Source organism: Sphingomonas sp. Leaf343, from assembly GCF_001423765.1.
GTDB lineage: Bacteria > Pseudomonadota > Alphaproteobacteria > Sphingomonadales > Sphingomonadaceae > Sphingomonas.
In genome coordinates this window covers 122,173-146,969 of sequence record NZ_LMPG01000012.1, presented here as the reverse complement: position 1 = coordinate 146,969, position 24,797 = coordinate 122,173, and the positions used below count along the sequence as shown (strand labels likewise).

31 protein-coding genes are annotated in these 24,797 nt (G+C 66.4%); 25 read left to right on the top strand and 6 right to left on the bottom strand.

Annotated elements, in window-relative coordinates:
* The first annotated feature begins 5 nt into the window (after nt 1-5).
* From rplP to guaA, 24 genes are all read left to right on the top strand, one after another.
* On the top strand, nt 6-440 hold the full coding sequence (gene rplP / locus ASG07_RS10210) for a 50S ribosomal protein L16 (RefSeq protein WP_055845527.1): 435 nt from the start codon (nt 6-8) through the stop codon (nt 438-440).
* Between the two features lie 2 nt (nt 441-442).
* Nucleotides 443-646 carry a 50S ribosomal protein L29 gene (gene rpmC / locus ASG07_RS10205; RefSeq protein WP_055845523.1) on the top strand — a complete coding sequence of 68 codons (204 nt, stop codon included), beginning with the start codon at nt 443-445 and terminating at the stop codon, nt 644-646.
* A gap of 12 nt (nt 647-658) precedes the next feature.
* The gene (gene rpsQ / locus ASG07_RS10200) at nt 659-931 is read left to right on the top strand and encodes a 30S ribosomal protein S17 (protein ID WP_055845520.1); all 273 of its coding nucleotides are present in this window, start codon (nt 659-661) and stop codon (nt 929-931) included.
* Nucleotides 932-1,155: 224 nt separating this feature from the next.
* On the top strand, nt 1,156-1,524 hold the full coding sequence (gene rplN, locus ASG07_RS10195; protein ID WP_017979484.1) for a 50S ribosomal protein L14: 369 nt from the start codon (nt 1,156-1,158) through the stop codon (nt 1,522-1,524).
* Nucleotides 1,524-1,841 (top strand): 50S ribosomal protein L24, encoded by a 318-nt coding sequence (gene rplX, locus ASG07_RS10190; protein WP_055845517.1) that lies wholly within the window; start codon nt 1,524-1,526, stop codon nt 1,839-1,841. Before rplN ends, rplX begins: the two co-directional genes overlap by 1 nt.
* On the top strand, nt 1,834-2,421 hold the full coding sequence (gene rplE, locus ASG07_RS10185) for a 50S ribosomal protein L5 (protein WP_055845514.1): 588 nt from the start codon (nt 1,834-1,836) through the stop codon (nt 2,419-2,421). The genes rplX and rplE overlap by 8 nt, the downstream gene beginning before the upstream one ends.
* A 59-nt stretch (nt 2,422-2,480) precedes the next feature.
* Complete coding sequence (gene rpsN / locus ASG07_RS10180) at nt 2,481-2,786, top strand: 30S ribosomal protein S14 (RefSeq protein WP_055845511.1); 306 nt, start codon at nt 2,481-2,483, stop codon at nt 2,784-2,786.
* A gap of 9 nt (nt 2,787-2,795) precedes the next feature.
* Nucleotides 2,796-3,191, top strand: a complete 396-nt coding sequence (gene rpsH / locus ASG07_RS10175; RefSeq protein WP_055845506.1) for a 30S ribosomal protein S8 — start codon at nt 2,796-2,798, stop codon at nt 3,189-3,191.
* Nucleotides 3,191-3,724 carry a 50S ribosomal protein L6 gene (rplF, locus tag ASG07_RS10170; RefSeq protein WP_055845501.1) on the top strand — a complete coding sequence of 178 codons (534 nt, stop codon included), beginning with the start codon at nt 3,191-3,193 and terminating at the stop codon, nt 3,722-3,724. Before rpsH ends, rplF begins: the two co-directional genes overlap by 1 nt.
* A complete protein-coding gene (rplR, locus tag ASG07_RS10165) occupies nt 3,724-4,074 on the top strand; it encodes a 50S ribosomal protein L18 (protein WP_055845497.1) in 351 nt (116 codons plus the stop codon). Before rplF ends, rplR begins: the two co-directional genes overlap by 1 nt.
* Before the next feature lie 2 nt (nt 4,075-4,076).
* Nucleotides 4,077-4,883: a 30S ribosomal protein S5 gene (rpsE, locus tag ASG07_RS10160; protein ID WP_055845493.1), complete on the top strand. Its 807-nt coding sequence runs from the start codon at nt 4,077-4,079 to the stop codon at nt 4,881-4,883.
* 6 nt (nt 4,884-4,889) lie between these two features.
* The gene (rpmD, locus tag ASG07_RS10155) at nt 4,890-5,066 is read left to right on the top strand and encodes a 50S ribosomal protein L30 (protein ID WP_055845490.1); all 177 of its coding nucleotides are present in this window, start codon (nt 4,890-4,892) and stop codon (nt 5,064-5,066) included.
* A gap of 105 nt (nt 5,067-5,171) precedes the next feature.
* Nucleotides 5,172-5,714, top strand: a complete 543-nt coding sequence (rplO, locus tag ASG07_RS10150) for a 50S ribosomal protein L15 (protein ID WP_055846111.1) — start codon at nt 5,172-5,174, stop codon at nt 5,712-5,714.
* A 182-nt stretch (nt 5,715-5,896) separates the two neighbouring features.
* The gene (secY, locus tag ASG07_RS10145) at nt 5,897-7,261 is read left to right on the top strand and encodes a preprotein translocase subunit SecY (RefSeq protein WP_055845486.1); all 1,365 of its coding nucleotides are present in this window, start codon (nt 5,897-5,899) and stop codon (nt 7,259-7,261) included.
* Between the two features lie 34 nt (nt 7,262-7,295).
* Nucleotides 7,296-7,940 (top strand): adenylate kinase, encoded by a 645-nt coding sequence (locus ASG07_RS10140; protein ID WP_055846108.1) that lies wholly within the window; start codon nt 7,296-7,298, stop codon nt 7,938-7,940.
* A 45-nt stretch (nt 7,941-7,985) separates the two neighbouring features.
* Entirely contained in the window at nt 7,986-8,468 is a 483-nt protein-coding gene (locus ASG07_RS10135; RefSeq protein ID WP_055845483.1) for a hypothetical protein, read from the top strand.
* Nucleotides 8,469-8,710: 242 nt separating this feature from the next.
* Nucleotides 8,711-9,403, top strand: coding sequence for a winged helix-turn-helix domain-containing protein (locus ASG07_RS10130; protein WP_055845480.1), 693 nt, complete (start codon nt 8,711-8,713; stop codon nt 9,401-9,403).
* Nucleotides 9,400-10,788, top strand: a complete 1,389-nt coding sequence (locus ASG07_RS10125; RefSeq protein ID WP_055845476.1) for a sensor histidine kinase — start codon at nt 9,400-9,402, stop codon at nt 10,786-10,788. Before ASG07_RS10130 ends, ASG07_RS10125 begins: the two co-directional genes overlap by 4 nt.
* 40 nt (nt 10,789-10,828) lie before the next feature.
* Nucleotides 10,829-11,074, top strand: coding sequence for a hypothetical protein (locus ASG07_RS10120; protein WP_055845473.1), 246 nt, complete (start codon nt 10,829-10,831; stop codon nt 11,072-11,074).
* Between the two features lie 188 nt (nt 11,075-11,262).
* Nucleotides 11,263-11,631: a 30S ribosomal protein S13 gene (gene rpsM / locus ASG07_RS10115; RefSeq protein WP_055845469.1), complete on the top strand. Its 369-nt coding sequence runs from the start codon at nt 11,263-11,265 to the stop codon at nt 11,629-11,631.
* A 105-nt stretch (nt 11,632-11,736) separates the two neighbouring features.
* Nucleotides 11,737-12,126 carry a 30S ribosomal protein S11 gene (rpsK, locus tag ASG07_RS10110; protein WP_037534130.1) on the top strand — a complete coding sequence of 130 codons (390 nt, stop codon included), beginning with the start codon at nt 11,737-11,739 and terminating at the stop codon, nt 12,124-12,126.
* 80 nt (nt 12,127-12,206) lie between these two features.
* Nucleotides 12,207-13,274 (top strand): DNA-directed RNA polymerase subunit alpha, encoded by a 1,068-nt coding sequence (locus tag ASG07_RS10105; protein WP_055845464.1) that lies wholly within the window; start codon nt 12,207-12,209, stop codon nt 13,272-13,274.
* A gap of 243 nt (nt 13,275-13,517) precedes the next feature.
* Nucleotides 13,518-13,940: a 50S ribosomal protein L17 gene (gene rplQ / locus ASG07_RS10100; protein ID WP_055845460.1), complete on the top strand. Its 423-nt coding sequence runs from the start codon at nt 13,518-13,520 to the stop codon at nt 13,938-13,940.
* A gap of 90 nt (nt 13,941-14,030) precedes the next feature.
* Nucleotides 14,031-15,584 (top strand): glutamine-hydrolyzing GMP synthase, encoded by a 1,554-nt coding sequence (guaA, locus tag ASG07_RS10095; RefSeq protein WP_055845457.1) that lies wholly within the window; start codon nt 14,031-14,033, stop codon nt 15,582-15,584.
* Nucleotides 15,585-15,629: 45 nt separating this feature from the next.
* On the opposite strand, the gene paoC is transcribed toward guaA, so the two are convergent.
* The 6 genes from paoC to ASG07_RS10065 all read right to left on the bottom strand — a co-directional run bounded on the left by paoC (nt 15,630) and on the right by ASG07_RS10065 (nt 23,548).
* The gene (gene paoC / locus ASG07_RS10090) at nt 15,630-17,852 is read right to left on the bottom strand and encodes an aldehyde oxidoreductase molybdenum-binding subunit PaoC (RefSeq protein ID WP_055845452.1); all 2,223 of its coding nucleotides are present in this window, start codon (nt 17,850-17,852) and stop codon (nt 15,630-15,632) included.
* Nucleotides 17,849-18,805: an FAD binding domain-containing protein gene (locus ASG07_RS10085; RefSeq protein ID WP_055845448.1), complete on the bottom strand. Its 957-nt coding sequence runs from the start codon at nt 18,803-18,805 to the stop codon at nt 17,849-17,851. The genes paoC and ASG07_RS10085 overlap by 4 nt, the downstream gene beginning before the upstream one ends.
* Entirely contained in the window at nt 18,802-19,449 is a 648-nt protein-coding gene (gene paoA, locus ASG07_RS10080; RefSeq protein WP_055845444.1) for an aldehyde dehydrogenase iron-sulfur subunit PaoA, read from the bottom strand. Before paoA ends, ASG07_RS10085 begins: the two co-directional genes overlap by 4 nt.
* A 265-nt stretch (nt 19,450-19,714) precedes the next feature.
* Nucleotides 19,715-21,025 carry a xylose isomerase gene (gene xylA, locus ASG07_RS10075; protein WP_156361820.1) on the bottom strand — a complete coding sequence of 437 codons (1,311 nt, stop codon included), beginning with the start codon at nt 21,023-21,025 and terminating at the stop codon, nt 19,715-19,717.
* On the bottom strand, nt 21,022-22,464 hold the full coding sequence (gene xylB / locus ASG07_RS10070) for a xylulokinase (RefSeq protein ID WP_055845437.1): 1,443 nt from the start codon (nt 22,462-22,464) through the stop codon (nt 21,022-21,024). Before xylB ends, xylA begins: the two co-directional genes overlap by 4 nt.
* A gap of 7 nt (nt 22,465-22,471) precedes the next feature.
* Nucleotides 22,472-23,548, bottom strand: coding sequence for a glycoside hydrolase family 43 protein (locus ASG07_RS10065; protein ID WP_156361819.1), 1,077 nt, complete (start codon nt 23,546-23,548; stop codon nt 22,472-22,474).
* 186 nt (nt 23,549-23,734) lie between these two features.
* Here ASG07_RS10065 and ASG07_RS10060 point away from each other — a divergent pair, with 186 nt between their 5' ends.
* On the top strand, nt 23,735-24,796 hold the full coding sequence (locus tag ASG07_RS10060; protein ID WP_055845433.1) for a LacI family DNA-binding transcriptional regulator: 1,062 nt from the start codon (nt 23,735-23,737) through the stop codon (nt 24,794-24,796).
* Nucleotide 24,797 lies beyond the last annotated feature (1 nt).

The following is a 24,797-nucleotide window of genomic DNA, read 5'->3' as shown; positions in this document are numbered from 1 at the left end:
ACGACATGTTGCAGCCAAAGCGCACCAAATTCCGCAAGGCCTTCAAGGGCCGCATCCATGGCGACGCCAAGGGTGGCACCAGCCTGAACTTCGGCGCCTATGGCCTGAAGGCGATGGAGCCGGAGCGGATCACCGCACGCCAGATCGAGGCGGCTCGCCGCGCGATCACGCGTCATATCAAGCGCCAGGGGCGTTTGTGGATCCGCATCTTCCCGGACGTTCCGGTCTCGTCGAAGCCGGCCGAAGTCCGCATGGGCTCGGGCAAGGGTTCGCCGGAGTTCTGGGCCGCCCGCGTGAAGCCGGGCCGGATCCTGTTCGAGCTCGACGGTGTCGAGGGCAAGATCGCCGCCGAGGCGTTCGAGCGCGCCGCCATGAAGCTCCCCATCAAGACCAAGGTCGTTGCCCGTCTGGGCGACACCTCGCACCTCGGAGGCGAGTAATCATGGCCAAGACCGATTTCACCGGCCAGTCCGACGACCAGCTCGGCGAGAGCCTCGGCCAGTTGAAGCGCGAGCAGTTCAACCTCCGCTTTCAGGCGGCGACGAACCAGCTCGAGAAGCCGAGCCGCGTCCGCGAGGTCCGTCGCGACATCGCGCGCATCAAGACCATGCAGGCCCAGCGCTCCGCCGCTGCGTCGGCCAAGTAAGGATTTAGGCACATGCCAAAGCGCGTGCTGACCGGCCTGATCGTCTCCGACAAGGGCGACAAGACCGTGGTTGTGAACGTCGAGCGCAAGGTCAAGCACCCGCTCTACGGAAAGATCATCCGTCGCTCCAAGAAGTACCATGCTCACGACGAGAGCAACGAGTACAAGCAGGGTGAGACGGTCCGGATCGAGGAGGTCGCTCCGATCTCCAAGCTGAAGACCTGGAAGGTGCTCGATCGCGTCAATACGCACGCGACGCCCGAGCGGGTCGACGTCGACGCCTGAACCCGGCGTCATCCGGTAGATGCCGGGATCGCAAAAGGTTCGGATGTGATTCGAAGCCCCTGGTTCAGACCGGGGCGACGGCGGGGAAGGGGCGTTGCTTTTTCCCCGCGGGGCGGTTATCGGACCGCTCCCCCTGGTTCGGGCCGCGCCCGTGCCGGGGGTCATTGTTTTAGGCGGGTGCCGGTCAGCAATCGGCCCCAGATGAAGAGAAGGGATACGGATCCATGATCCAGATGCAGTCCAATCTCGACGTCGCTGACAACAGCGGCGCGAAGCGGGTGCAGTGCATCAAGGTGTTGGGCGGCTCGAAGCGTCGCACGGCATCGGTCGGCGACATCATCGTCGTCAGCATCAAGGAAGCACAGCCCCGCGGCAAGGTGAAGAAGGGTGACGTGCATCGCGCCGTCATCGTCCGCACCGCCAAGGACATCCACCGTGCCGATGGCTCGACCATCCGCTTCGACGGCAATGCCGCCGTTCTGGTCAACAAGAACGAGGAGCCCATCGGCACCCGTATCTTCGGCCCGGTCGTGCGCGAGCTGCGTGGCAAGAAGCACATGAAGATCATCTCTCTCGCGCCCGAGGTGCTGTAATGGCCGCCGCGAAGATCAAGAAGGGCGACCGCGTCGTCGTCCTGTCCGGCAAGGACAAGGGCAAGACCGGCACGGTCACCCTGTCGATGCCGAAGGACGGCAAGGTCGTGGTCGAGGGTATCAACACCGTCGTTCGTCACACCAAGCCGACCCAGGCCGACCCGCAGGGCGGCAAGGTCACGAAGGAAGCGCCGCTTCACGTCTGCAAGGTCGCGCACGTGACCGCCGACGGCAAGCCGACCCGCGTCCGTTTCGAGACGCAGGACGGCAAGAAGGTCCGCGTGGCCGTGAAGACGGGGGACAAGATCGATGGCTGATGTGAGCTACAAGCCCCGGATGAAGGGCATCTACGACGATCGTATCGTCGCGGCGATGACCGAGAAGTTCGGGTACAAGAACGCGCTCGAGATTCCGCGGATCGAGAAGATCGTGCTGAACATGGGCGTGGGTGAAGCCACTCAGGACAAGAAGCGGGTCGATCAGGCCGCGTCCGAGATGGAGTTGATCGCCGGTCAGAAGCCCGTCATCACCAAGGCGAAGAAGTCGATCGCGCAGTTCAAGCTGCGCGAGGGGATGCCGATCGGCGTGAAGGTCACCCTTCGTCGTGAGCGCATGTACGAGTTCCTCGACCGCTTCATCACGATCGCGCTGCCGCGCGTTCGCGATTTCCGCGGGCTGAACCCAAAGAGCTTCGATGGTCGCGGCAACTATGCCTGCGGTATCAAAGAGCAGATCATCTTCCCCGAGATCAACTATGACCGCATCGACAAGGTGCGCGGCATGGACGTGATCGTCACTACCACGGCGAAGACGGACGACGAGGCGCGCGAGCTGCTCCGTCTGTTCGGGTTCCCGTTCCCGATCGAGGAAGCCGCCGAAGAGAAGCAGGCGGCCTGACATCTACCCCCTCCCTCCGCCTCGGCGGGGGAGGGCATCCAAGGAAGAGCTTAAGTCCAATGGCGAAACTGAGTTCGATCAACAAGAACGAGCGTCGCAAGAAGCTCGTGAAGCAGTATGCCCCGAAGCTCGCGAAGCTGAAGGCTACGGCCAACGACCAATCGCTCGACGAGACCGAGCGTCTCATCGCGCGCCTCAAGATGGCGGAACTGCCGCGCAACGCGAACCCGACCCGCATCCGCAATCGCTGCGAGACGACCGGTCGCCCGCGCGCCTATTACCGCAAGTTCCGGCTTTGCCGTATCCAGCTGCGCGATCTGGCCAACAAGGGCCTGATCCCCGGCGTCACGAAGTCGAGCTGGTAAGGATTTATCATGGCAGTGACCGATCCCCTGGGTGACCTGCTCACCCGCATCCGCAATGGCCAGCGCGCGAAGAAGGACTCCGTCCTGTCGCCCGCGTCCAAGCTGCGCGTGCGCGTCCTCGACGTGCTGCAGCGCGAAGGCTATATCCGCGGCTATTCCGAAGAGCAGATGGGCCCCGCCGCCGGCGTGCGCATCGAGCTCAAATATTTCGAGGGTCAGCCCGCGATCAAGCACGTCGCGCGCGTTTCGAAGCCCGGTCGTCGAGTCTACTCCGGCAGCCAGGAGCTGCCGCGGGTGATGAACGGCCTGGGCATCACCATCGTCTCCACGCCGAACGGCGTCCTGTCCGACGCGGAAGCGCGCGAGCAGAACGTCGGCGGCGAAGTGCTCGCGGAGGTGTTCTGATGAGCCGCATCGGCAAGAAGGCGATCCCGGTTCCGGCCGGCGTGACCGCCAGCATCGAAGGCAAGACGATGAGCGTAAAGGGTCCCAAGGGCACCCTGACCCTCGCGATGCGCGACGAGATCAGCTACTCGGTCGAGGACGGCAGCATCTCGGTGCAGCCGGCGAACGACACCAAGCAGGCGCGGGCCTTCTGGGGCATGCAGCGTACGCTGGTCGCGAACCTCGTCACCGGCGTGACCGAGGGCTTCACCAAGAAGCTGCTCATCACCGGCGTCGGCTATCGTGCCGCCGCGCAGGGTCGCAACCTGAAGCTGCAGCTCGGCTACAGCCATGACGTCGACATCGCCGTGCCGGAGGGTCTTGAGGTCAAGACGCCCGACAATACGACGGTCGAGATCTCGGGCGCCGACAAGCAGAAGGTCGGCCAGCTGGCCGCCGAAATCCGCCGCTGGCGCAAGCCCGAGCCGTACAAGGGCAAGGGTATCAAGTACGACGGCGAGTTCATCTTCCGCAAGGAAGGGAAGAAGAAGTAATGACCAAGGGTCTCTCTCTTTTCGAGAAGCGCCGTCGGCGCAACCGCACCGCGCTCCGTGCGCGTTCGGGCAGCCGCCCGCGTCTGTCGGTGCATCGTTCGGGCAAGCACATGTATGCCCAGGTGATCGACGATGCGGTGGGGCACACGGTCGCCGCGGCGTCGACGCTGACCGCGCGCGACGAGTCGGGCGCGAACATCTCGGCCGCCACGGCGGTGGGCAAGCGCGTTGCGGAGGCAGCACTGGCGGCCGGCGTGACGCAGGTCGTCTTCGATCGCGGCGGCTTCCTCTATCACGGCCGCGTCAAGGCGCTGGCTGACGCCGCGCGCGAAGCCGGATTGGAGTTCTAAGAATGGCCGACACCAACGATATCCAGTCGCAGCCCGGCAATCCTGCCGCGGTCGAGGCTCCCGCCGGTGATGCCGGCGCTAACACCAGCAACAACACTGGTGGCGGTTATCAGGGCGGACAGGGCGGTGGCCGTGGACGCGGTGGTCCGGGCGGCGGTGGCGGCGGTGGCCGCGGCCGTGGTGGTCCGGGCGGACAGCGCGGCGGCCGTGACGGCGGCCGTGGCGGTCGCGACAATCGCGGTCGTGGTGGCCCCGGCCAGGACGATGGCGGCGAAGAGCTGATCGAGAAGCTGGTGCACATCAACCGCGTTTCGAAGACGGTGAAGGGCGGCAAGCGCTTCGGCTTTGCGGCTCTGGTCGTCGTCGGTGACGGCAAGGGTCGTGCGGGCTTCGGCCACGGCAAGGCCCGCGAAGTGCCGGAGGCGATCTCCAAGGCGACCGCCGCGGCCAAGAAGAAGATGGTCCGCGTGCCCCTGAAGGATGGCCGCACGCTGCATCATGACGGCAACGGTCACTTTGGTGCCGGTCGCGTGACGCTGCGTTCGGCGCCGCAGGGCACCGGCATCATCGCCGGTGGTCCGATGCGCGCCATCTTCGAATCGCTCGGCGTCGCCGACGTGGTGACGAAGTCGATCGGCACGTCGAACCCCTACAACATGATCCGTGCGACGTTCGAGGCGCTGGGCGACCAGACTTCGCCCAAGGCCGTCGCGCAGCGTCGTGGCAAGAAGATCGCCGACCTGCTCGGCCGCGGCGCGGGCGCTTCGGCGCAGACCGCCGAGGCCGATGCCGCGGCCATCACGGAGTAAATTCAGATGGCGACGATCAAGATCAAGCAGACCGGTTCGCCGATCCGCCGCACCGGCGATCAGCGCGCGACGCTCATCGGCCTCGGCCTCAACAAGATGCACCGCGTGTCGGAACTCGAGGATAGCCCCGAGGTTCGCGGCATGATCCGCAAGGTGCAGCACATGGTCGAAGTGCAGGGCTGAGCCCCACTTCATCAGTGACAAATACGGGGAAGGGGGCTAACCGGCCCCCTTCCTTTTTCCGGTTTCCAGCAACCAGCGCGTAACAAGCGAAAGCGAGTGCATATCATGAAGCTCAACGAACTCCGCGACAACGACGGCGCCCGCAAGTCCAAGATCCGCGTCGGCCGCGGCATCGGTTCCGGCAAGGGCAAGACCGGCGGACGTGGCCAGAAGGGTCAGAAGAGCCGCGAGGGCGTGTCCATCGCCGGCTTCGAGGGCGGCCAGATGCCGCTGCACATGCGTCTGCCGAAGCGTGGCTTCAACAACATCTTCGCCAAGGATTATGCCGAGGTGAACCTCGGTGCGATCCAGAAGGCGGTCGATGCCGGCAAGATCGAAGCCGGGGCGGCGCTCGACCATGCGGCGCTGAAGCTGGCCGGTCTGGCCCGTGGCGGCAAGGACGGCGTGCGCCTGCTCGGCAAAGGCGAACTGACCGCCAAGCTGACCTTCACCGTCGCCGGCGCGTCGAAGGGCGCGATCGAGGCCGTCGAGAAGTCGGGCGGTTCGGTTTCGGTGATCGAGGTCGTGCCCGCCGCCGAGAAGGCCGCCGCCAAGAAGGGCGTGAAGTACAAGGAGCGTCAGGCTCACAAGGCATCGTTCAAGGCCTGAACCCGTCCGCCACCCCGGCACGCCGGGGTCCAGCATCGGGCCGCTCGTAACTGGGTCCCGGCGACATGCCGGGACGGATTATTCCGCCGGAGGTTAGACAAGCCTTGGCGGGCGACTATATGAGCGGCGGGGGAGCGACATAACGCTCGCCCGCCGTTTCTGTTTCCAGGACACAATCCCGCATGGCATCCGCAGCCGACCAGATGGCGCAAAGCATCAGCCTGTCGAAGTTCGCGAAAGCGACCGACCTCAAGAAGCGGCTGTGGTTCACGATCGGTGCGCTGATCGTCTTCCGCCTGCTCAGCTACGTACCGCTGCCGGGTGTCGACCCGACCGCGCTCGGCCTGCTCAGCGAGCGGACGACGGGCGGGGTGCTCGATTTCTTCAACACTTTCTCGGGCGGCTCGCTCAGCCGCATGTCGCTGATCGCGCTGGGCGTGATGCCATACATCACCGCGTCCATCGTGGTGCAGCTCGCGACGTCGCTCAGCCCCAAGCTGGCGGCGATCAAGAAGGACGGCGAGAGTGGTCGCAAGCGGCTGAACCAGTATACGCGGTACGGCACGGTGCTGCTGACCGCGGTGCAGGGCTATTTCATTGCCGTCGGCCTCGAGGCGCTGGGTGCGTCGAACGGCGTTCAGGCGGTGATCGAGCCGGGCATGGCGTTCCGCGTCGCCGCCGTCATCTCGCTGATCGGCGGGACGATGTTCCTGATGTGGCTGGGCGAGCAGATCACCAGTCGTGGTATCGGCAACGGCGTGTCGCTCATCATCATGGCCGGCATCGTCGCGCATCTGCCGACGACGCTCGTCAACCTGCTGGAAGGCGGTCGTTCGGGCTCGCTCGACCCGCTGCGCCTGATCGGCATCATCGTCGCGGTCGTCGCCCTCGTCCTGTTCATCTGCTTCATGGAGCGCGCTCAGCGTCGCATCCTGATCCAGTATCCCAAGCGTCAGACGCAGCGCGGGATGCAGGCGGATCGCAGCCATCTGCCGCTGAAGATCAACACGGCGGGCGTCATTCCGCCGATCTTCGCGTCGTCGCTGCTGCTGATGCCGCTGACGATTTCGCAGTTCGCGGGTCAGCGCGTGGCCGGCGAGTCGAAGTGGGGCGATTTCATCATCACCCTCAACCAGTATCTCCAGCACGGCAGCCCGGTGTACATGCTGCTGTACGGGGCCGGCATCATCTTCTTCTCGTTCTTCTACACCGCGGTGGTGTTCAATCCGGAAGAGACCGCGGACAATCTGAAGCGGTACGGCGGGTTCGTGCCGGGCATCCGTCCCGGCAAGAACACCGAGAATTATTTCGATTACGTCCTGACGCGCATCACCGTGCTCGGTGCGGCGTATCTGACGATCATCTGCCTGTTGCCGGAATATCTGGTGTCGGCGCTGTCGATCCCCTTCTACCTGGGTGGCACCAGCCTGCTGATCGTGGTCAACGTCACGATGGATACGGTGACGCAGATCCAGTCGCATTTGCTGGCGCACCAATATGGTGACCTCATCAAGAAGGCGAAGCTGAAGGGTGGCCGACTCCGCTGAGCGGGGCGGCAGGGACGTTAAGGGGAGAGTGGCCGTGAACATCATCCTGCTGGGACCGCCGGGCGCGGGCAAGGGCACGCAGGCCGCACGGCTCGTCAGCGAGCGCGGCATGGTGCAACTGTCGACGGGCGACATGCTGCGTGCAGCGGTCAAGGCCGGCACGCCCGTGGGTGTGCAGGCCAAGGCGGTGATGGATGCCGGCGAACTCGTATCCGACGCGATCGTCTCCGCGTTGATCGGCGAACGTCTGGATCAGGGTGTCGAGCATGGCGCGATCTTCGACGGCTATCCGCGCACCGCGGCGCAGGCGGACGCACTGGACCTGTTGCTGACCGAACGCGGGCAGCAGCTGGATGCGGTGATCGAGCTGGAGGTGGACGAGGCCGCGTTGATCGAGCGCATCGTCGGCCGCTACACCTGCGCCGCGTGCGGCACCGGCTATCACGACGTGTTCAAGCAGCCGGCGGTCGCGGGCGTCTGCGACGTGTGCGGCTCCACCGAGTTCAAGCGCCGTCCCGACGACAATGCCGACACGGTGTCGACGCGCATGGCCGAATATCGCGCGAAGACCGCGCCGATCCTGCCGCTTTACGAAGAGCGCGGGCTAGTGTCGCGCGTCGACGGAATGGCCGACATGGACGTGGTCGGCGGCCAGATCGCCGCCATCCTCGACGCCTGATCGTGCTTCGCCTATCCTAGGGCCGGATGGTTCGAGGAGGGTGACATGCAGGCGGTTCGGTTCGGTATCCTGATCCTCGCCGGGGGCCTGGTCGTGGCGGCCACGAAACCGCCGCAGACGAGTTGGGGGAAGCCCGGTGTGTCGATCGACCAGTACCGGATCGACTCGTTCGAATGCGCGAAGACCGGCTATTTCGCCGACGTGCGGGACACGCAGCAGGCGAAGGACGCGATCCGCGTGCTGGAAACGGCGGATCGCGAGATCAACAACGGCGATGAACTCGACCCCAACGCCCGGGTGCTCCGGATGCGGGCACTGCGCCCCGATGCGCGCGTGCGGGAAGTCGGCAAGGTCCTCACCAATGTCGTCGAGCGATGCCTGAGCGATCGGGGATATCGCCGGTTCGCCCTGACCAGGGCGCAGGCGAAGTCGCTGGGGAAGCTGCCGGCGGGGTCGCTGAACCGGCAATTGTATCTGCATTCCCTCGCCAGCGATCCGCGCGTGGTCGCCGAACAGGTGGTCGGCTGACGGCAGCGGCGGGTGAATGACGATTTTGTCACGCCGTCTTCACGCCGTCGCAAACCGCATCGGCCTATGACGCCGCTACGGCCGGGTGCCGCGGTCCTCCCGCCGCGCAACCGGCCCACGCCATCGGCGCCCGTCACTCCCGGGGGCGCCGGTAGGGCCGGCGGAGGGATGCCTTCCGCCGGCCTTTACTGTAGAGGCCGCTATTCTACAGGATCGAGCCCCACGATTGGGCGGAGCGCCATTTGACCCGCAAGATACTGATCGTCGAGGATGATCCCTCCACCGCCGCCTACCTGGCCAAGGGCCTGACCGAGGCCGGCTACGCCGTCGAGACGAGCCATGACGGCCGCGACGGGCTTTTTCTGGCGAGCGAGGGCATCTTCGATCTCGTGATCGCCGACCGGATGCTGCCGGGGCTGGACGGATTGTCGCTGGTCGGGGCGTTGCGCGCCGCGAAGGTCGAAACGCCGGTGCTGGTCCTCTCCGCGCTCGCTTCGGTCGACGACCGGGTCGACGGGCTGAAGGCAGGAGCCGACGATTACCTCTGCAAGCCCTTCTCGTTCGCCGAACTGTCCGCGCGGATCGAGGCGCTGGTCCGCCGCACCGATCGGGCGACGGCCGAGCCGCAGAAGACGCGGCTGTCGGTCGGCGATCTGGAGATCGATCTGCTGTCGCGCCACGTCAGCCGCGCCGGCCGCTCGATCCCGCTCGGCACGCGCGAGTTCAGCCTGCTGGAGTTCCTCGCCCGCCACGCCGGTCAGGTCGTCACCCGCACGATGATGCTGGAGAAGATCTGGAACTATCATTTCGACCCCGGCTCCAACGTGGTCGACGTGCATATCGGCCGCCTTCGCCGCAAGCTGGAGGACGGGTTCCCGACGCCGATCCTGCACACGGTGCGCGGGGCCGGCTACCGATTGGCGGTCGACGGTTGACGCCCTGGGGGGGGCGGCTGTCGGTCACGGCGCGGATCGCGCTGCTGGCGATCGCGCTGGCGCTGCTCAGCAATCTCGCGCTGATCGGCTTCCTCTGGAAACAGACCCACGACGTCGCGATCGCCGCGACCCGGCGGGAGATGGTCGAACAGTCCGACGCGCTGATCGCGCTCTGGCGCGAGGGTGGCCTGCCGCGGCTGAGCCAGGCGGTCCGCAATGCGCAGCCGCCCGGCGACACGTCGCTGGTCGTGGCGATCGTCGACGAGGAGGGTCGTCGCCTGATCGGCTATGCGCCACCCCGGCTGGAGGTGCCGATCGCGGCGCGCGCGTTTCGCGTCGGCTATCTCGCCGATCTGCCCGGCTGGCGCGAGCATGAAGCGGGCTATATCCTGCGGCCGGTCGGGCGGGTCTGGCTGCTGACCGGGCGCAAGCTCGACGTGATCGAGGCGGAGCAGACCGCGATCGAGCGGGCGCTGGCGCTGGCGGTGGTGATGTCGCTGGCGCTGGGGATCGTCGCCGGCCTCGTCCTCGCCCGCTACGTCGCGACCCGGCTCGATCGCATCGCGGCGGTGATCGACGAGGCGGGAGAGGGCAATCTGTCGCGTCGCGTGCCGATGGAGGCGAGGGGGGCGGACGCCTTCGACCGACTGGCGGCGAGGCTGAATGCGATGCTGGAGCGGATCGAGGGGCTGATGTCCGAACTTCGGGTGGTGACGGACAGCCTGGCGCACGACCTTCGCTCCCCGCTCGCGCGACTACGGACCAAGACGGAACAGGCGGTGCTGGTGTCCGATCCGGCCCAGCGCGACTCGGCGCTCGGCGGGCTGCTCGTGGAGACCGATCTGGTGATGCGGATGCTGACGATGGTCATAGAGATCAGCCGCTCCGAGTCGGTGTCGCGCGATCGCTTCACGCTGGTGGAGCCGGCCGACCTCGTGGAGGAGGTGGCGGAACTCTACCAGCCGGTGGCCGAGGATGCCGGCATCCGGTTCGACGTGGCGATCGACGATCGGCCCCCGCCCCTGTCGCTGCACCGCGAACTCGTGAGTCAGGCGCTGGCCAACCTCGTCGACAACGCCCTGAAACACGGTGTTCCGAAGCAGGGCGTTCCGAAGCAGGCGGGGGCGAAGCGGGAGATCGTGTTGCGGCTGCGCCGTCTGCCGGACGGTGTTGCGATCCAGGTGGAGGATCGCGGCCCCGGGATCGCTGCGCACGACCGGGCACAGGCGATGAAGCGGTTCGGCCGGCTCGACAGTGCCCGTTCGACACCGGGGGCGGGGCTGGGTCTGGCGCTGATCGACACGGTCGCGCGGCTGCACGGCGGGCGTTTCGAACTGGCGGACAACGCCCCGGGGCTGGTGGCGCGGCTGGTGCTGCCGGGCTGACGGCTGGTCATTCCGGCGCGCAGGCCCCACATGGCCGGGCATGGACGCACTCACCGCCTTCGGCCTGTTCGCCGTCACCTTCATGCTCGTCTGCTACGTGCTGGAGGATCGGGCGCCGTTCTGGACGTTCCTGTTCGCGTTGGGATGCCTGATGGGGTCGGCTTATGGCTTTCTTCAAGGGGCCTGGCCGTTCGGCGCGGTGGAGCTGATCTGGTTCGTCGTCGCGCTGCGCCGTTGGGTCGGACTGCGCAGCAAAGCGGCCGGGCCGGTGGAACCCGCCGCTTGACTCGGCGTTTCGCGCGGCCTAACTGACCAGACCCCGATACACCGGTTTGCCGGCGGCGCTCGTTTGCGCTCGCCGCCATCTTGCGTCGATGCTCCGGCATCATCGTAGAACCGGTCGAACGGGACCAACGCGTCGAGATGGCGCCCGTGCTGCCATGCCGGGTGCCGTGGAGCTAGGAGAACATACACATGGCACGTATCGCGGGTGTTAACATCCCGACCAACAAGCGCGTGGTGATCGCGCTGACATACATCCACGGGATCGGTCCGGCCAAGGCCAAGCAGATCACGGACAAGCTTGAGATCGCCGCCGAGCGCCGCGTGCAGGATCTGACGGACCAGGAGGTCCTCCAGATCCGCGAAGCGATTGATGCCGACCACATGGTTGAGGGCGATCTGCGTCGCGAAACCGCGATGAACATCAAGCGCCTGATGGATCTCGCCTGCTATCGTGGCCTGCGCCACCGCAAGGGCCTGCCGGTCCGCGGCCAGCGCACGCACACCAATGCGCGCACCCGCAAGGGCAAGGCGAAGCCGATCGCGGGCAAGAAGAAGTAAAACGGCCCTCGGGTCCGTTTTTGACATCTTCTCCGCGGAGAGCCGGTGCGAGGTCCTGCACCTCCCGGCTTTCGCATCAGACGATCCAGGTCAGGATTACATTCAATGGCACGTGAACCGCAGCGTATTCGCCGTCGCGAACGCAAGAACATCACCGCCGGCGTCGCCCATGTGAACGCCAGCTTCAACAACACGATGATCACGATCACCGACGCGCAGGGCAATGCCATCTCGTGGTCGTCCGCCGGTGCGATGGGCTTCAAGGGCTCGCGCAAGTCGACGCCGTACGCAGCGCAGGTCGCCGCGGAAGACGCCGGCAAGAAGGCCGCCGAACATGGCGTTCGCACGCTCGAAGTCGAGGTCAAGGGCCCCGGTTCGGGGCGCGAGTCGGCGCTCCGCGCGCTGCAGGCCGTCGGTTTTCAGATCACCTCGATCCGTGACGTCACCTCGATCCCGCACAATGGCGTGCGTCCGTCGAAGCGTCGTCGCGTTTGAATGATCGGGCGCCGGCTGACGAGCCGGCGTCTTCGTTACTTGAGGCGGTTCCCCAACCGCCTCCAACCCAGGGGAACCCCGTGGCTGTCAACGCAAAGAACTGGCAGGAACTCAAGAAGCCGAACGGCCTGGAGAAAAAGGGCGGTGACGGCAAGCGCAAGGCGACCTTCGTCGCCGAGCCGCTGGAGCGTGGCTTCGGCCTGACGCTCGGCAACGCGCTTCGTCGAGTTCTGCTCTCCTCGCTTCAGGGCGCGGCGGTGACGTCGATCAAGATCGAGAACGTCCTGCACGAGTTCTCGTCGCTGGCCGGCGTTCGTGAGGATGTCACCGACATCGTCCTGAACGTGAAGCAGATCGCGCTGCGCATGCAGGGCGAGGGGCCGAAGCGCCTCCAGCTGTCCGCCACCGGCCCGGCCGAGGTGAAGGCCGGCGACATCGCCGTGTCGGGCGACATCGAGGTCATGAACAAGGACCTCGTGATCTGCCACCTCGACGAGGGTGCGACGCTCAACATGGAGCTGACCGCCGATGTCGGTAAGGGCTATGTCCCCGCGACCGCCAACCGTCCGGCCGACGCCCCGATCGGGCTGATCCCGGTCGATGCGCTGTACTCGCCGGTACGTCAGGTGTCGTACAAGGTCGACCCGACCCGCGTCGGGCAGGATCTGGACTATGACAAGCTGACGCTGACGATCGAAACCGACGGCACCGTCACCCCGGAAGATGCGGTGGGCTATGCCGGCCGCATCCTTCAGGACCAGCTGGCGCTGTTCGTCCACTTCGACGATTCGTCGGTCACGCGTTCGGCCCCGATCGGTCAGGCCGCTGCGCCGGCCGCCGGTGGTGCGGAGCCGGCGGGCGACACCCAGCAGATCAACCGCTACCTCCTCAAGAAGGTGGATGAGCTGGAACTGTCGGTGCGTTCGGCGAACTGCCTGAAGAACGACAACATCATCTATATCGGTGATCTGGTCGGCAAGACCGAGGCGGAAATGCTCCGCACTCCGAACTTCGGCCGCAAGTCCCTGAACGAGATCAAGGAAGTGCTGTCGTCGATGGGGTTGCGCCTGGGCATGGAAATCCCCGGCTGGCCGCCCGAGAACATCGAGGAAATGGCCAAGAAGCTGGAACAGGAGATCATGGGGTGATCGCTGGCGGATAGCGGAAGCTATCCGCTGCCCGAGCGATCACCTCGGCAGCGGGGCGGCATCGCCCCGTCTGACGTCGGGACGCGGCTTTGCCGCGGCCGGTTTGATCCCCGGAAGCAAAGCGTGGGATCAACCTTCGCCTCACCTTCCGGCCAGATCGTCAGGGTTTTCGGTGGTGGCCCGTTCCACACCACCTGCTCTGGGGTACCGTGACACGGCCCCTTATCGAACGAAGGACATACCATGCGTCATCGCGTCGGCGGCCGTAAGCTACAGCGTACCTCCGCCCATCGTACCGCCCTGTTCCGCAACATGGCGGCCGCGCTCATCAAGCACGAGCAGATCACCACGACCGTCGCCAAGGCGAAGGAGCTTCGCCCGTACGTCGAGAAGCTGGTGACGCTGGCGAAGAAGGGTGGTCTGTCCAACCGTCGTCTGGCCCATGCCCGGCTGCTCGACGACGCGCAGCTCGTAAAGCTGTTCGACGTCATCGCAACGCGCTACGCCGATCGCAACGGCGGCTATATCCGCATCATCAAGGCCGGCCCGCGCCTGTCGGACGCGTCGCCGATGGCGATCATCGAGTTCGTCGATCGCGACGTCTCGGCCAAGGGTCAGGATTCGGGTCCGGTCCAGTCGGACGAGGATTTCGACGCCGCCGCCTGATCCGCGACACGTCGAACAGAAAAGAGGCCGCGTTCCCCACCGGAAGCGCGGCCTCTTTCGTTATCCGGCGCGGGCCGCTATCGGCTCGTCATGGAGCATCCCGACACTATCCTCATCGTCGATTTCGGCAGCCAGGTCACCCAGCTCATCGCCCGCCGCGTGCGGGAGGCGGGGGTCTATAGCGAGATCGCGCCCTTCCAGACCGCCGAGGCCGCATATGATCGCCTGAAGCCAAAGGGCGTGATCCTATCGGGCGGGCCAGCCTCCGTCGTCGACGCCGACAGTCCGCGCATTCCTCAACCGATCCTGGACGCCGGCGTGCCGCTCCTCGGCATCTGCTACGGCCAGCAGGCACTGAACGCGCAACTCGGCGGTCGTGTCGAGAAGGGCAACAGCGGCGAGTTCGGCGAGGCGTTCGTCTCGGTCGACGAGGGTTGCGGCCTGTTCGACGGGTTGTGGACCGCAGGCGAGCGGCACCAGGTGTGGATGAGCCACGGCGATCATGTCGCGGCACTGGCGCCCGGTTTCCGACCCGTGGCCTCGTCCAAGGGGGCGCCCTTCGCGATTACCGCCGACGACGAGCGCCGCATCTACGGCATGCAGTTCCACCCGGAAGTCGTGCACACGCCGGACGGGGGCAAGCTGATCGCCAACTTCGCACGACACATTTGCGGGCTGTCGGGCGACTGGACGATGGCGGAGTTCCGCGCCGCCAAGATCGCCGAGATCCGCGAGCAGGTCGGCGACGGCAAGGTCATCTGCGGCCTGTCGGGCGGGGTCGACTCGTCGGTCGCGGCGCTGCTGATCCACGAGGCGATCGGCGAGCGACTGACGTGCGTGTTCGTCGACGGTGGTATCCTGAGGGCCGGGGAGGCCGAGCAGGTCGTCGGGCTGTTCCGCAATCATTACAACATTCCGCTTGTGCATGTGGAGGCGCAGGACCTGTTCATGGACGGGCTGGCGGGCGTCACGGACCCGGAAGCCAAGCGCAAATTCATCGGCAAGACGTTCATCGACGTGTTCGAGGCGGAGGCGAATAAGATCGGCGGGGCCGGCTTCCTGGCGCAGGGGACGCTGTATCCGGATGTCATCGAAAGCGTCAGCTTCACCGGCGGCCCCTCGGTGACGATCAAGAGCCACCACAATGTCGGTGGCCTGCCCGAGCGCATGAACATGAAGCTGGTCGAGCCGCTGCGCGAGCTGTTCAAGGACGAGGTCCGCGTGCTCGGTCGCGAACTGGGCCTGCCGGACGTGTTCGTCGGGCGGCACCCGTTCCCCGGACCCGGCCTCGCGATCCGTATTCCGGGCGAGGTCACACGCGAGCGGTGCGACATCCTGCGCAAGGCTGACGCGATATATCTGGAGGAGATCCGTGCGGCGGGGCTGTACGACGCCATCTGGCAGGCGTTCGCGGTGCTGCTGCCGGTGAAGACGGTCGGCGTCATGGGCGACGCGCGGACCTATGACAGCGTGCTGGCGCTCCGGGCGGTGACGTCGACAGACGGCATGACTGCGCAGGCCTTCCAGTTCCCCGGCGACTTCCTGCCGCGTGTGTCAACGCGGATCATCAACGAGGTGAGGGGCGTCAACCGGGTGGTGTACGATTACACGTCGAAGCCGCCGGGCACGATCGAATGGGAGTGACGCGGGACAGGCGAACGGCCGGGCGGCCGTTCGCCTGTTGGTCCCTCATGCCACCTGCGGCAGGCGGTCCAGATATTTGTCGAGCGTGATCGGGTATTCGCGCACGCGGACGCCGGTGGCGTTGTAGACCGCGTTGGCGACCGCCGCGCCGACGCCGCAGATGCCGAGTTCGCCGACGCCCTTCGCCTTCATCGGCGAGGACATCGGGTCCGCCTCGTCGAGGAAGATCACCTCCTGATGCGGGATGTCCGCGTGGACCGGGACTTCGTAGCCGGCGAGGTCGTGGTTGACGAAGAAGCCGAAGCGTTTGTCGACCGCGAGGTCCTCCATCAGCGCCGCGCCCGCGCCCATCGTCATGCCGCCGATCACCTGATTGCGCGCCGCCTTCGGGTTGAGGATGCGGCCCGCCGCGCACACCGCGAGCATACGGCGGATGCGGGTTTCGCCGGTATAGGCGTTGACCGCGACCTCGACGAAATGGCCACCGAAGGTCGATTGCTGCTGCTGCTTCTGCAACTCGTCGCCATATTCCATGACGTCCTCGGCGCTCAGCGCGCCGTTTCTGGTCGCATCGGTCAGTGAGACGGCGCGGTTGCCGGAGCGGACCTGACCGCCGGCGAACTCGACATCGGTAGCGTTGAAGCCCAACCGCTGCGCCACCTGCTCGCGCATCTTCATGCAGGCGGCGTAGACGCCCGCGGTCGAGCTGTTGCCGCCCCACTGGCCACCGGACCCGGCGGAGACGGGGAAGGACGAATCGCCCAGCTTCACGACGACGGCCTCGACCGGCACGCCCAGCATCTCCGCCGCGGTCTGGGCGATGATCGTGTAGGTCCCGGTGCCGATGTCGGTCATGTCGGTTTCGACCGTGACGACACCCGCCTGATCGAGGCGGACGCGCGCGGCCGACTTCATCAGCATGTTGTTGCGGAACGCCGCCGCCACGCCCATGCCGATCAGCCACTGGCCATCGCGGACGGAGCCGGGCTTGGCATTCCGCGCGCTCCAGCCGAAGCGCTCGGCACCGTCGCGCAGGCACTTGACCAACTGACGTTGCGAGAACTTGCGCTCCGGCTTTTCCGGGTCGACCTGCGTGTCGTTGACGATGCGGAATTCGACCGGGTCCATGCCCAGCTTCTCCGCCATCTCGTCCATCGCGACCTCGAGCGCCATCAGGCCGGGAGCCTCGCCAGGGGCGCGCATCGCGTTGCCCTCCGGCAGGTCGAGCACGGCGAGGCGCATCGACGTCAGACGATTGGCACCGGCGTAGAGCAGCTTGGTCTGCGACACCGCCGTCTCGGGACCACCGCCGGGCAGATCGCCCGAACCGCTTTCGTGCGCGATGGCGGTGATCTTGCCGGCGCGATCCGCGCCGATGCGGATGCGCTGGACGGTCGCGGGGCGGTGGGTGGTGTTGTTGATGCTCATCGGCCGCGTCAGCGCGACCTTCACCGGCCGCTTCGCCGCGCGCGCGCCGAGCGCCGCCATGATCGCATCCGACCGGACGAACAGCTTGCCGCCGAAACCGCCACCGACATAGGGCGAGATCAGGCGCACCTTGTCCTTGGGGATGCCGAGCGTCTTCGCGACATCGCCCTTGCCCCAGTCGATCATCTGGTTGGCGGTCCACAGGGTCAGGCTGTCGCCCTCCCACGACGCGATCGTCGCGTACGGTTCCATCATGACGTGGCTGTGGTCGGGCGTGGTGTAGGTCGCGTCGAGCTTCACCGGTGCGCTGGCGAATGCGCCCGCGAAGTCGCCGACCTTGTCGATGGGCGGGGCGGCGCTGCCTTCGCCGCTGCTGTCGCCCTTCAGCGGAGCCGTCTTCAGCGCCTCCGCCAGGTCGTAGCGGCCCTTGGCGCGGGCGTAGTCGACGCGGATCAGGTTCGCGGCGGCGCGTGCCTGTTCGAAGGTGTCGGCGACGACCACGGCGATTGCCTGATGATAATGGTCGATCTCCGGCCCGCCGAGCAGCTTTGCCGTATTGAAGTTACCCTTGGCGAGCTTGCCGGCAGTGTCGGCGGTGACGATCGCCAGCACGCCCGGCGCGGCCTTGGCGGCGGCGAGATCGATCGACGCGATCCGGCCCTTGGCGATCGCCGCACCGACGACGTAGCCATAGGCGGCGTTCGGCGCAGCGTCGTTATGCTCATAGGCGTAGGGGGCGGTGCCGGTGGTCTTGTACTTGCCGTCGATCCGGTCGGTCGGCTTGCCGATCACCGTCATCCGGTCGATCGGATTGTTGCCCGTGGGCGCATCGAACTTCATGCTGTGGCCCTCACTTCGGCCAGCGCGGCGGCGAGCGTTCGCTCCACCAGCGGCACCTTGAACTGGTTGTCCCTGGTCGGCTTCGCACCGGCCATCAGGCGAGCTGCAACGGCCTTCGACCCCTGCGGCATGGCGGCTTCCGCCGCTTCGACGCGCCAAGGTTTGTGCGCGACGCCGCCGACCGCGACGCGGCCGCTGCCGTCCTTCTGGATCACCGCCGCGACGGAGACGAGCGCGAAGGCGTAGGAGGCGCGGTCGCGGACCTTGCGATAGATGTGCGTGCCGCCGATCGGTTTCGGCAGCGTCACCGCGGTGATGAGCTCGCCCGGAGCCAGCGCCGTTTCGATATGCGGGGTGTTGCCGGGCAGGCGGTGGAAGTCGGCGATCGGGATCGTCCGCGACTGGCCGGCGGAGTTCACCGTCTCCACCGATGCGTCGAGCACGCGCATCGCCACGGCCATATCGCCCGGATAGGTCGCGATGCACGCATCGCTGACGCCCATCACCGCGAGCTGGCGGCTGAACCCGCCGATCGCCGCACAGCCGGAGCCGGGCTTGCGCTTGTTGCACGCCTGATTGGTGTCATAGAAATACGGGCAGCGTGTGCGCTGGAGCAGGTTGCCCGCAGTCGTCGCCTTGTTGCGAAGCTGGCCCGATGCACCCGCGACGATCGCGCGGCTGAGGACGCCGTAATCGCGGCGGACACGCTGGTCGGCGGCGAGATCGGTGTTGGTGACGAGCGCGCCGATGCGCAGGCCGCCGTTAGACGTCTTCTCGATCCGGTCGAGCTTCAGCGTGCCGACATCGACCAGATGCTGCGGCGTCTCGATCTCCAGCTTCATCAGGTCGAGCAGGTTGGTGCCGCCGGCGATGAACTTGGCACCGGGGTTGCGGAGCGCGGCGGCGGCGGCCTCGGCGGGCGTCGTCGCGCGTTCGTAGGAGAAGGGCTTCATGCGCGTGTCCCCGCAACTTCGTTCATCGCCTCGACGATGTTGGAATAGGCACCGCAGCGGCAGATGTTGCCGCTCATCCGCTCGCGGATTTCGGCGTCGGTCACCTGGAACTTGCCGGTGATGTCCTGCGAGGCATGACTGGGGATGCCCGCCTTGATCTCGTCGAGCACCGCGACCGCGGAGCAGATCTGACCGGGCGTGCAGTATCCGCACTGGTATCCGTCATGCTTCACGAACGCGGCCTGCATCGGGTGCAACTTGTCGGGGGTGCCGAGCCCTTCGATTGTGGTGACCTTGTCGCCTTGGTGCATCACGGCGAGGCTGAGGCAGCTATTGATGCGCTTGCCGTCGACCATGACCGTGCAGGCACCGCACTGGCCGTGGTCGCAGCCCTTTTTGGTGCCGGTCAGGTGCAGATGCTCGCGTAGCGCGTCGAGCAGGGTGGTGCGGGTGTCGAGGTTCAGGTCCCGACGCTGGCCGTTCACCTCCAGCACGACGGGCATCATCGTCGGTTGCGGGGCGGGGGCCGCCTCTTGTGCGTCGGCGGCGGACACGGCCGTTACCGCGACGGTCGCCGCACCGCCTACGATAATGCCGCGGCGGGAGATGGTCCCGCTCGCAGCCGGTTCGATTGTCTGATCCATGAGGGTCCTGTTCCTCTGATGTCGCCTGTGGGAGACATCATGCTGTCGTCGTGCTCTTAACGCACGATAACACCGACCGGACCCGTGACAATCTTCGCTGACGATGAGCCTGGCTCATCGGCGCGATGAATGGACGGAGCCCACTCTTGCGTGGTGGCACGCACGGTCGTCACTGCGAGGACGGAAGCAAGGCAGCAATCCGGAACTGCGCGTCCGGGACGAGATTGCTTCGCTTCGCTCGCAATGACGAAGTGGCGTGGGGGCGTCAGATAAAACGATTGATGATGTTCTCGATCCGCTCCTGCCGGCCGGAGCGTGGCTTCGGATCCAGCGCCTTTTCGACCGCAAGATCAGCGATGCCGGCGAGGTCGAGGCCGCCGATCTGCTCGCCGAAGGCGCCCGTCCAGCCGGCGTAGCGTTCGACCTTGATCGCGTCGAGGCGACCGTCCTCGATCAGGGCCGCGGCGTTCAGCAGCCCCTTCGCGACGACGTCGATGCCGCCGATATGGCCATGGAACAGGTCGATCGCGTCCATCGACTGACGGCGGACCTTGGCGTCGAAGTTGAAGCCCCCGGTCGTGAAGCCGCCCGCGCGGAGGATTTCCAGCATTGCCAGCGTCAGTTCCTCGACCGAATTCGGGAATTGATCCGTGTCCCAGCCATTCTGAGGATCGCCGCGATTGGCGTCGATCGACCCGAAGATTCCGAGCGCGGAGGCGGTCGCGATCTCATGCTCGAACGTGTGGCCCGCCAGCGTCGCGTGGTTTGCCTCGATATTGACGCGAACCTCGTTCTCAAGGCCGTAGCGCTTGAGGAAGCCGTACACGGTGGCGGTGTCGAAGTCGTACTGGTGCTTGGTCGGCTCGTGCGGCTTCGGCTCGATCAGGATCGTGCCGGTGAAGCCGATCTTGTGCTTGTGCTCCACGACCAGCGTCAGGAAGCGACCGAGATTGTCGAGCTCGCGCTTGAGATCGGTGTTGTGCAGCGTCTCATACCCCTCGCGACCGCCCCACAGCACGTAGTTCTGGCCGCCGAGGCGATGCGTCGCCTCCAGCGCGTCGCGAACCTGCATCGCGCCGAATGCGAACACTTCCGGGTCGGGGTTGGTCGCACCACCGGCGGCGAAGCGCGGATGGCTGAACAGGTTGGCGGTGCCCCACAGCAACTTGCGGCCCGACGAAGCCTGCAGCTTTTCGAGATGGTCGACGGCCTCCGCGAAGAAGCGACGATGCTCGGCCACGCCGTTCGCGTCGGCCATCACGTCGACATCGTGGAAGCAATAATAGGGTACGCCGAGCTTCGAGAAGAAGTCGAACGCGACCTCGCGCTTCTGCGCCGCCGCCGCGCTGTCGTTCGGGCCGCGGTGCCAGGGGCGGTCGAAGGTGCCGCCGCCGAACACGTCGCTGCCGGGCCAGCAGAAGGTGTGCCAGAAGCAGGCGGCGAAGCGCAGATGCTCCTCCATCGTCTTGCCCAGCACGACGCGGTTCTTGTCGTAGAAGCGATAGGCGAGTTCGTTGGTCGTCTCCGGACCCTCGAACGCGATCTGGGGAATGTCGGCGAAGAAGTCAGCCATCAGAAGGTCCTCATGCGGGGATAGGCGTCGCGGAACGCGGCGTATTTGGGGGCAAGCCGGTCTACCAGTTCGCGGTCCGGCTCGATGACGTGGGATACGGGCGGGGCGACGCAGACCTGAGCGGGCACGCCGCCGTCGACGGCAAGCTGGGCGAGACGGGCTGCGCCGAGGGCGGGCCCGACCTCGCCGCCTTTCAGATAGACCAGCGGCACGTCCATCGCAGCGGCCAGCGTGCGGCCCCAGTAGGCGGAGCGTGCGCCGCCGCCGATCACCGACAGGCGATCGACGGTGGTGCCCGCTTCGCGCAGGACGCGCACTCCGTCAGCGAGCGCGAAGGCCACGCCCTCCAGCACCGCCTGCGCGAGCCGTTCCGGGCCGGTGTCGTTGTCGAGCCGCAGGAACGCGCCGCGGACCTGCGCGTCGTTGTGCGGCGTCCGCTCCCCCGACAGGTAAGGCAGGAACAACTCCGGACCGCTGGCGGGGCCGGCGGCTTCGGCGCGCGCGAACAGGTCGGCGGCTCCCGCTGCACCCGTGATCCGCGCGACCCAGTCGATGCAGGATGCAGCGCTCAGATGCACCGCCATCTGGTGCCATAATCCCGGCAGCGCGTGGCAGAAGGCGTGGACTGCGCCCGCGACGTTGGGGCGGAAAGCGTCGTTGGCGACGAAGATGACCCCCGACGTGCCGAGCGACAGCAGCGCATCGCCGTCCGCCACCACGCCGACGCCGACCGCCCCCGCCGCATTGTCCCCGCCGCCGCCCGCGACCGGCACCTGCGGCATGCCCCAGAGTTCGGCGACGTCCGGCAGCAGATGTCCGCTGATCTCCGTACCCTCGACCAGTCGTGGCATCTGATCGATCGTCAGGCCGGTGGCGGCGAGCAGCGTGTCGCTCCAGCGGCGCTGCGCAACATCGAGCCACAGGGTGCCTGCCGAGTCGGAAAGGTCGGACGCCTTTTCGCCCGTCATCAGCAGGCGGACATAGTCCTTGGGCAGCAGCACGGTGCGGACCTGCGCGAACGTGTCTGGTTCGTGCCTGCGGACCCATTCCAGCTTGGGTGCGGTGAAGCCCGGCATCACCAGATTGCCACCGACACTGTGGAATTCAGGCTCCGCCGCTTCCAGCTCCGCGCACTCGGCGAACGAGCGCCCGTCGTTCCAGAGGATTGCCGGGCGCAAGGGCCGGTCGTCAGCACCGAGCAGGGTCGCGCCGTGCATCTGCCCGGCCAGTCCGATGCCGCGCACCGAGCGACGTACCGCCGGGTCGATCGCCTGCACCGCGGCAGTGGTCGCATCCCACCATGCGGCGGGGTCCTGTTCGGACCACAGGGGCTGCGGGCGCTGTACGGTCAGCGCTGCAGTACCCTGCGCCACGACCGCGCCGGCGGTGTCGAGCACCACCGCCTTGACGCCCGACGTACCGATATCGATGCCGAGGAACATCAGCCGATCACTTCACGAACGGATCGATGGTCCGGATCGTGCCGTCGGGATTGTAGAACAACTCGGTGACCTTGACGTTGCGCAGCCGCGTCTGCCCGGACAGCTGCGTATCGGCGTAGAACAGCCACCACTGCTTGTCCCATTCGACGATCGAGTGATGCGTCGTCCAGCCCTGTACCGGCAGCATCACATGCCCCTTGTAGGTGAACGGGCCATAGGGATTGTCGCCGATCGCGTAGTTCAGGAAATGCGTGTCGCCGGTCGAGTAGGAGAAGTAATACTTGCCCTTGTACTTGTGCATCCACGACGCCTCGAAGAACCGCCGATCGTGATCGCCGCCGAGCAGCGGCTTGCCCGCCTCGTCGAGGATGACGACATCGCGCGGCTTCTCGGCGAACTCGGTCATGCCGGGCGTCATCGCCGCGACCTTGGCGGTCAGCGCGGGCTTGTCGTCGGCCTGAAGGTCGGTCTTCGACCCGTTCGGATCATAGGTGCCGGTGGTATTGCGTTGAAGCTGCCCGCCCCAGATGCCACCGAAGTACATGTACGCCTTGCCGTCGTCGTCGGTGAAGACGGCCGGATCGATCGAGAAGCTGCCTTTGATCGGTTGGGGATTCGCCTTGAACGGGCCCATCGGCGACTTCGAGGTCGCGACACCGATGCGGAATGCGCCCTGACGATCCTTGGCGGGGAAATAGAGATAATAGGTGCCGTTCTTTCGCGCCGCATCCGGTGCCCACATCTGCTTTTCGGCCCAGGGCACCTGCTTCACGTCGAGCGCTACGGGGCCGACCGTCGCCGGTTTGCCGATGCCGTCCATCTTCAGCACGCGGTAGTCGCGCATCTCGAAATGCGCGCCGAGATCGTCCTCCGGCGTCGGGCCGTCGATGTCGTGACTGTTGTAGACGTAGATCTTGCCGTCCCAGACATGGGCAGAGGGATCGGCGGTGTAGATCTCGCGCACCAGCGGCTGCGACAAATAACGGCGACCGTCGGGACTGCGCGGCTGATCCGTCCGGGCGATCGCGACTCCGCCGGCGATCAGCGTCGCGGCGGCGGCGAGCAAGAGGGTGCGGGTACGCATGGCCTTGGCGATCCTTCCAGTTTGAGCGACCTTCTGATGAGGTCTGTACGACCACCGAAGCGGGCGGGGTAGCGCTACCATATCCAGCGTTTTGGGCAAGGGCAAGGGTGGCCATTACGGGTTTTCGCGGGCATTTCGCATCGTGACGATTGCGCTAACCCCCGGTTTGGGGAAAGCAGCGCAATCATGAAGCCGAAACCATCCCGCCGCGCCGGCTCCGCTCCGACGATCAGCGACGTCGCCCGGCGTGCGGGGGTTTCCCCGATGACGGTGTCGCGCGTCATCAACGGCGAGAGCAATGTCCGCCCGGCCACGCGCGAAACGGTCAATGCCGCGATCTCCGCGCTGAACTATGCGCCCAATCCGGCGGCGCGCAGTCTGGCGGGCGCGGGGCAGACGCGGATCGGCCTGCTCTACAGCAATCCCAGCGCCGGCTTTCTCAGCGAATTCCTGCTCGGCAGTCTGGATCAGGCGAGCCGCAACGATGTGCAGATCATCGTCGAGAAATGTGAACTCGGCGAACATGAGCTTGAGGTGACCCGCCATCTGATCGACAGCGGCATCGACGGCGTCGTCCTGCCGCCGCCGCTGTGCGAGGCGGATGCGGTGCTGGAATTGCTGGCGGCGGCGAACATCCCGACCGTCACGGTCGCGACCGGGCGCGTGCCCGACGATCTGCTGGCGATCCGCATCGACGATCGCGAGGCCGCGTTGACGATGATGCGCCACATCATGGCGCTGGGTCACAGCCGGATCGGCTTCATCACGGGCAACCCGAACCTGTCCGCCAGCGCCCGCCGGCTGGAAGGGTATTCTGCGGCGCTGGAGGAGGCGGGGATCGCGATCGACGACGCGCTGATCGCGCACGGGCTCTACACCTATCGATCGGGGCTCGACGCGGCGGAGCAGTTGCTGGAACTGGACGATCCGCCGTCCGCGATCTTCGCCTCGAACGACGATATGGCGGCGGCGACGGTCGCGGTCGCGCATCGCCGCGGGCTCGACGTGCCCAGCGACCTGACCGTCTGCGGCTTCGACGACACGACGCTGTCGACCGCGATCTGGCCCGAACTGACGACCATCCACCAGCCGATCGCCGACATGTCCCGCGCTGCGGTCGAACTGCTGGTGTCGACGATCCGCCGCCAGAAGCCGAACGACGCGGCGGAGAAGCATCGGATGCTGGATTTCACGCTGATCCGCCGTCAGTCCGACGCAGCGCCGCGCAAACGGCCGCGCAGTCGATAGG

Coding starts and splice junctions, on each gene's coding strand:
- rplP (WP_055845527.1), top strand. CDS start 6: ATGTTGCAGCCAAAGCGCACCAAATTCCGCAAGGCCTTCAAGGGCCGC.
- rpmC (WP_055845523.1), top strand. CDS start 443: ATGGCCAAGACCGATTTCACCGGCCAGTCCGACGACCAGCTCGGCGAG.
- rpsQ (WP_055845520.1), top strand. CDS start 659: ATGCCAAAGCGCGTGCTGACCGGCCTGATCGTCTCCGACAAGGGCGAC.
- rplN (WP_017979484.1), top strand. CDS start 1,156: ATGATCCAGATGCAGTCCAATCTCGACGTCGCTGACAACAGCGGCGCG.
- rplX (WP_055845517.1), top strand. CDS start 1,524: ATGGCCGCCGCGAAGATCAAGAAGGGCGACCGCGTCGTCGTCCTGTCC.
- rplE (WP_055845514.1), top strand. CDS start 1,834: ATGGCTGATGTGAGCTACAAGCCCCGGATGAAGGGCATCTACGACGAT.
- rpsN (WP_055845511.1), top strand. CDS start 2,481: ATGGCGAAACTGAGTTCGATCAACAAGAACGAGCGTCGCAAGAAGCTC.
- rpsH (WP_055845506.1), top strand. CDS start 2,796: ATGGCAGTGACCGATCCCCTGGGTGACCTGCTCACCCGCATCCGCAAT.
- rplF (WP_055845501.1), top strand. CDS start 3,191: ATGAGCCGCATCGGCAAGAAGGCGATCCCGGTTCCGGCCGGCGTGACC.
- rplR (WP_055845497.1), top strand. CDS start 3,724: ATGACCAAGGGTCTCTCTCTTTTCGAGAAGCGCCGTCGGCGCAACCGC.
- rpsE (WP_055845493.1), top strand. CDS start 4,077: ATGGCCGACACCAACGATATCCAGTCGCAGCCCGGCAATCCTGCCGCG.
- rpmD (WP_055845490.1), top strand. CDS start 4,890: ATGGCGACGATCAAGATCAAGCAGACCGGTTCGCCGATCCGCCGCACC.
- rplO (WP_055846111.1), top strand. CDS start 5,172: ATGAAGCTCAACGAACTCCGCGACAACGACGGCGCCCGCAAGTCCAAG.
- secY (WP_055845486.1), top strand. CDS start 5,897: ATGGCATCCGCAGCCGACCAGATGGCGCAAAGCATCAGCCTGTCGAAG.
- ASG07_RS10135 (WP_055845483.1), top strand. CDS start 7,986: ATGCAGGCGGTTCGGTTCGGTATCCTGATCCTCGCCGGGGGCCTGGTC.
- ASG07_RS10120 (WP_055845473.1), top strand. CDS start 10,829: ATGGACGCACTCACCGCCTTCGGCCTGTTCGCCGTCACCTTCATGCTC.
- rpsM (WP_055845469.1), top strand. CDS start 11,263: ATGGCACGTATCGCGGGTGTTAACATCCCGACCAACAAGCGCGTGGTG.
- rpsK (WP_037534130.1), top strand. CDS start 11,737: ATGGCACGTGAACCGCAGCGTATTCGCCGTCGCGAACGCAAGAACATC.
- rplQ (WP_055845460.1), top strand. CDS start 13,518: ATGCGTCATCGCGTCGGCGGCCGTAAGCTACAGCGTACCTCCGCCCAT.
- guaA (WP_055845457.1), top strand. CDS start 14,031: ATGGAGCATCCCGACACTATCCTCATCGTCGATTTCGGCAGCCAGGTC.
- paoC (WP_055845452.1), bottom strand. CDS start 17,852: ATGAAGTTCGATGCGCCCACGGGCAACAATCCGATCGACCGGATGACG.
- ASG07_RS10085 (WP_055845448.1), bottom strand. CDS start 18,805: ATGAAGCCCTTCTCCTACGAACGCGCGACGACGCCCGCCGAGGCCGCC.
- paoA (WP_055845444.1), bottom strand. CDS start 19,449: ATGGATCAGACAATCGAACCGGCTGCGAGCGGGACCATCTCCCGCCGC.
- xylB (WP_055845437.1), bottom strand. CDS start 22,464: ATGTTCCTCGGCATCGATATCGGTACGTCGGGCGTCAAGGCGGTGGTG.
- ASG07_RS10065 (WP_156361819.1), bottom strand. CDS start 23,548: ATGCGTACCCGCACCCTCTTGCTCGCCGCCGCCGCGACGCTGATCGCC.
- ASG07_RS10060 (WP_055845433.1), top strand. CDS start 23,735: ATGAAGCCGAAACCATCCCGCCGCGCCGGCTCCGCTCCGACGATCAGC.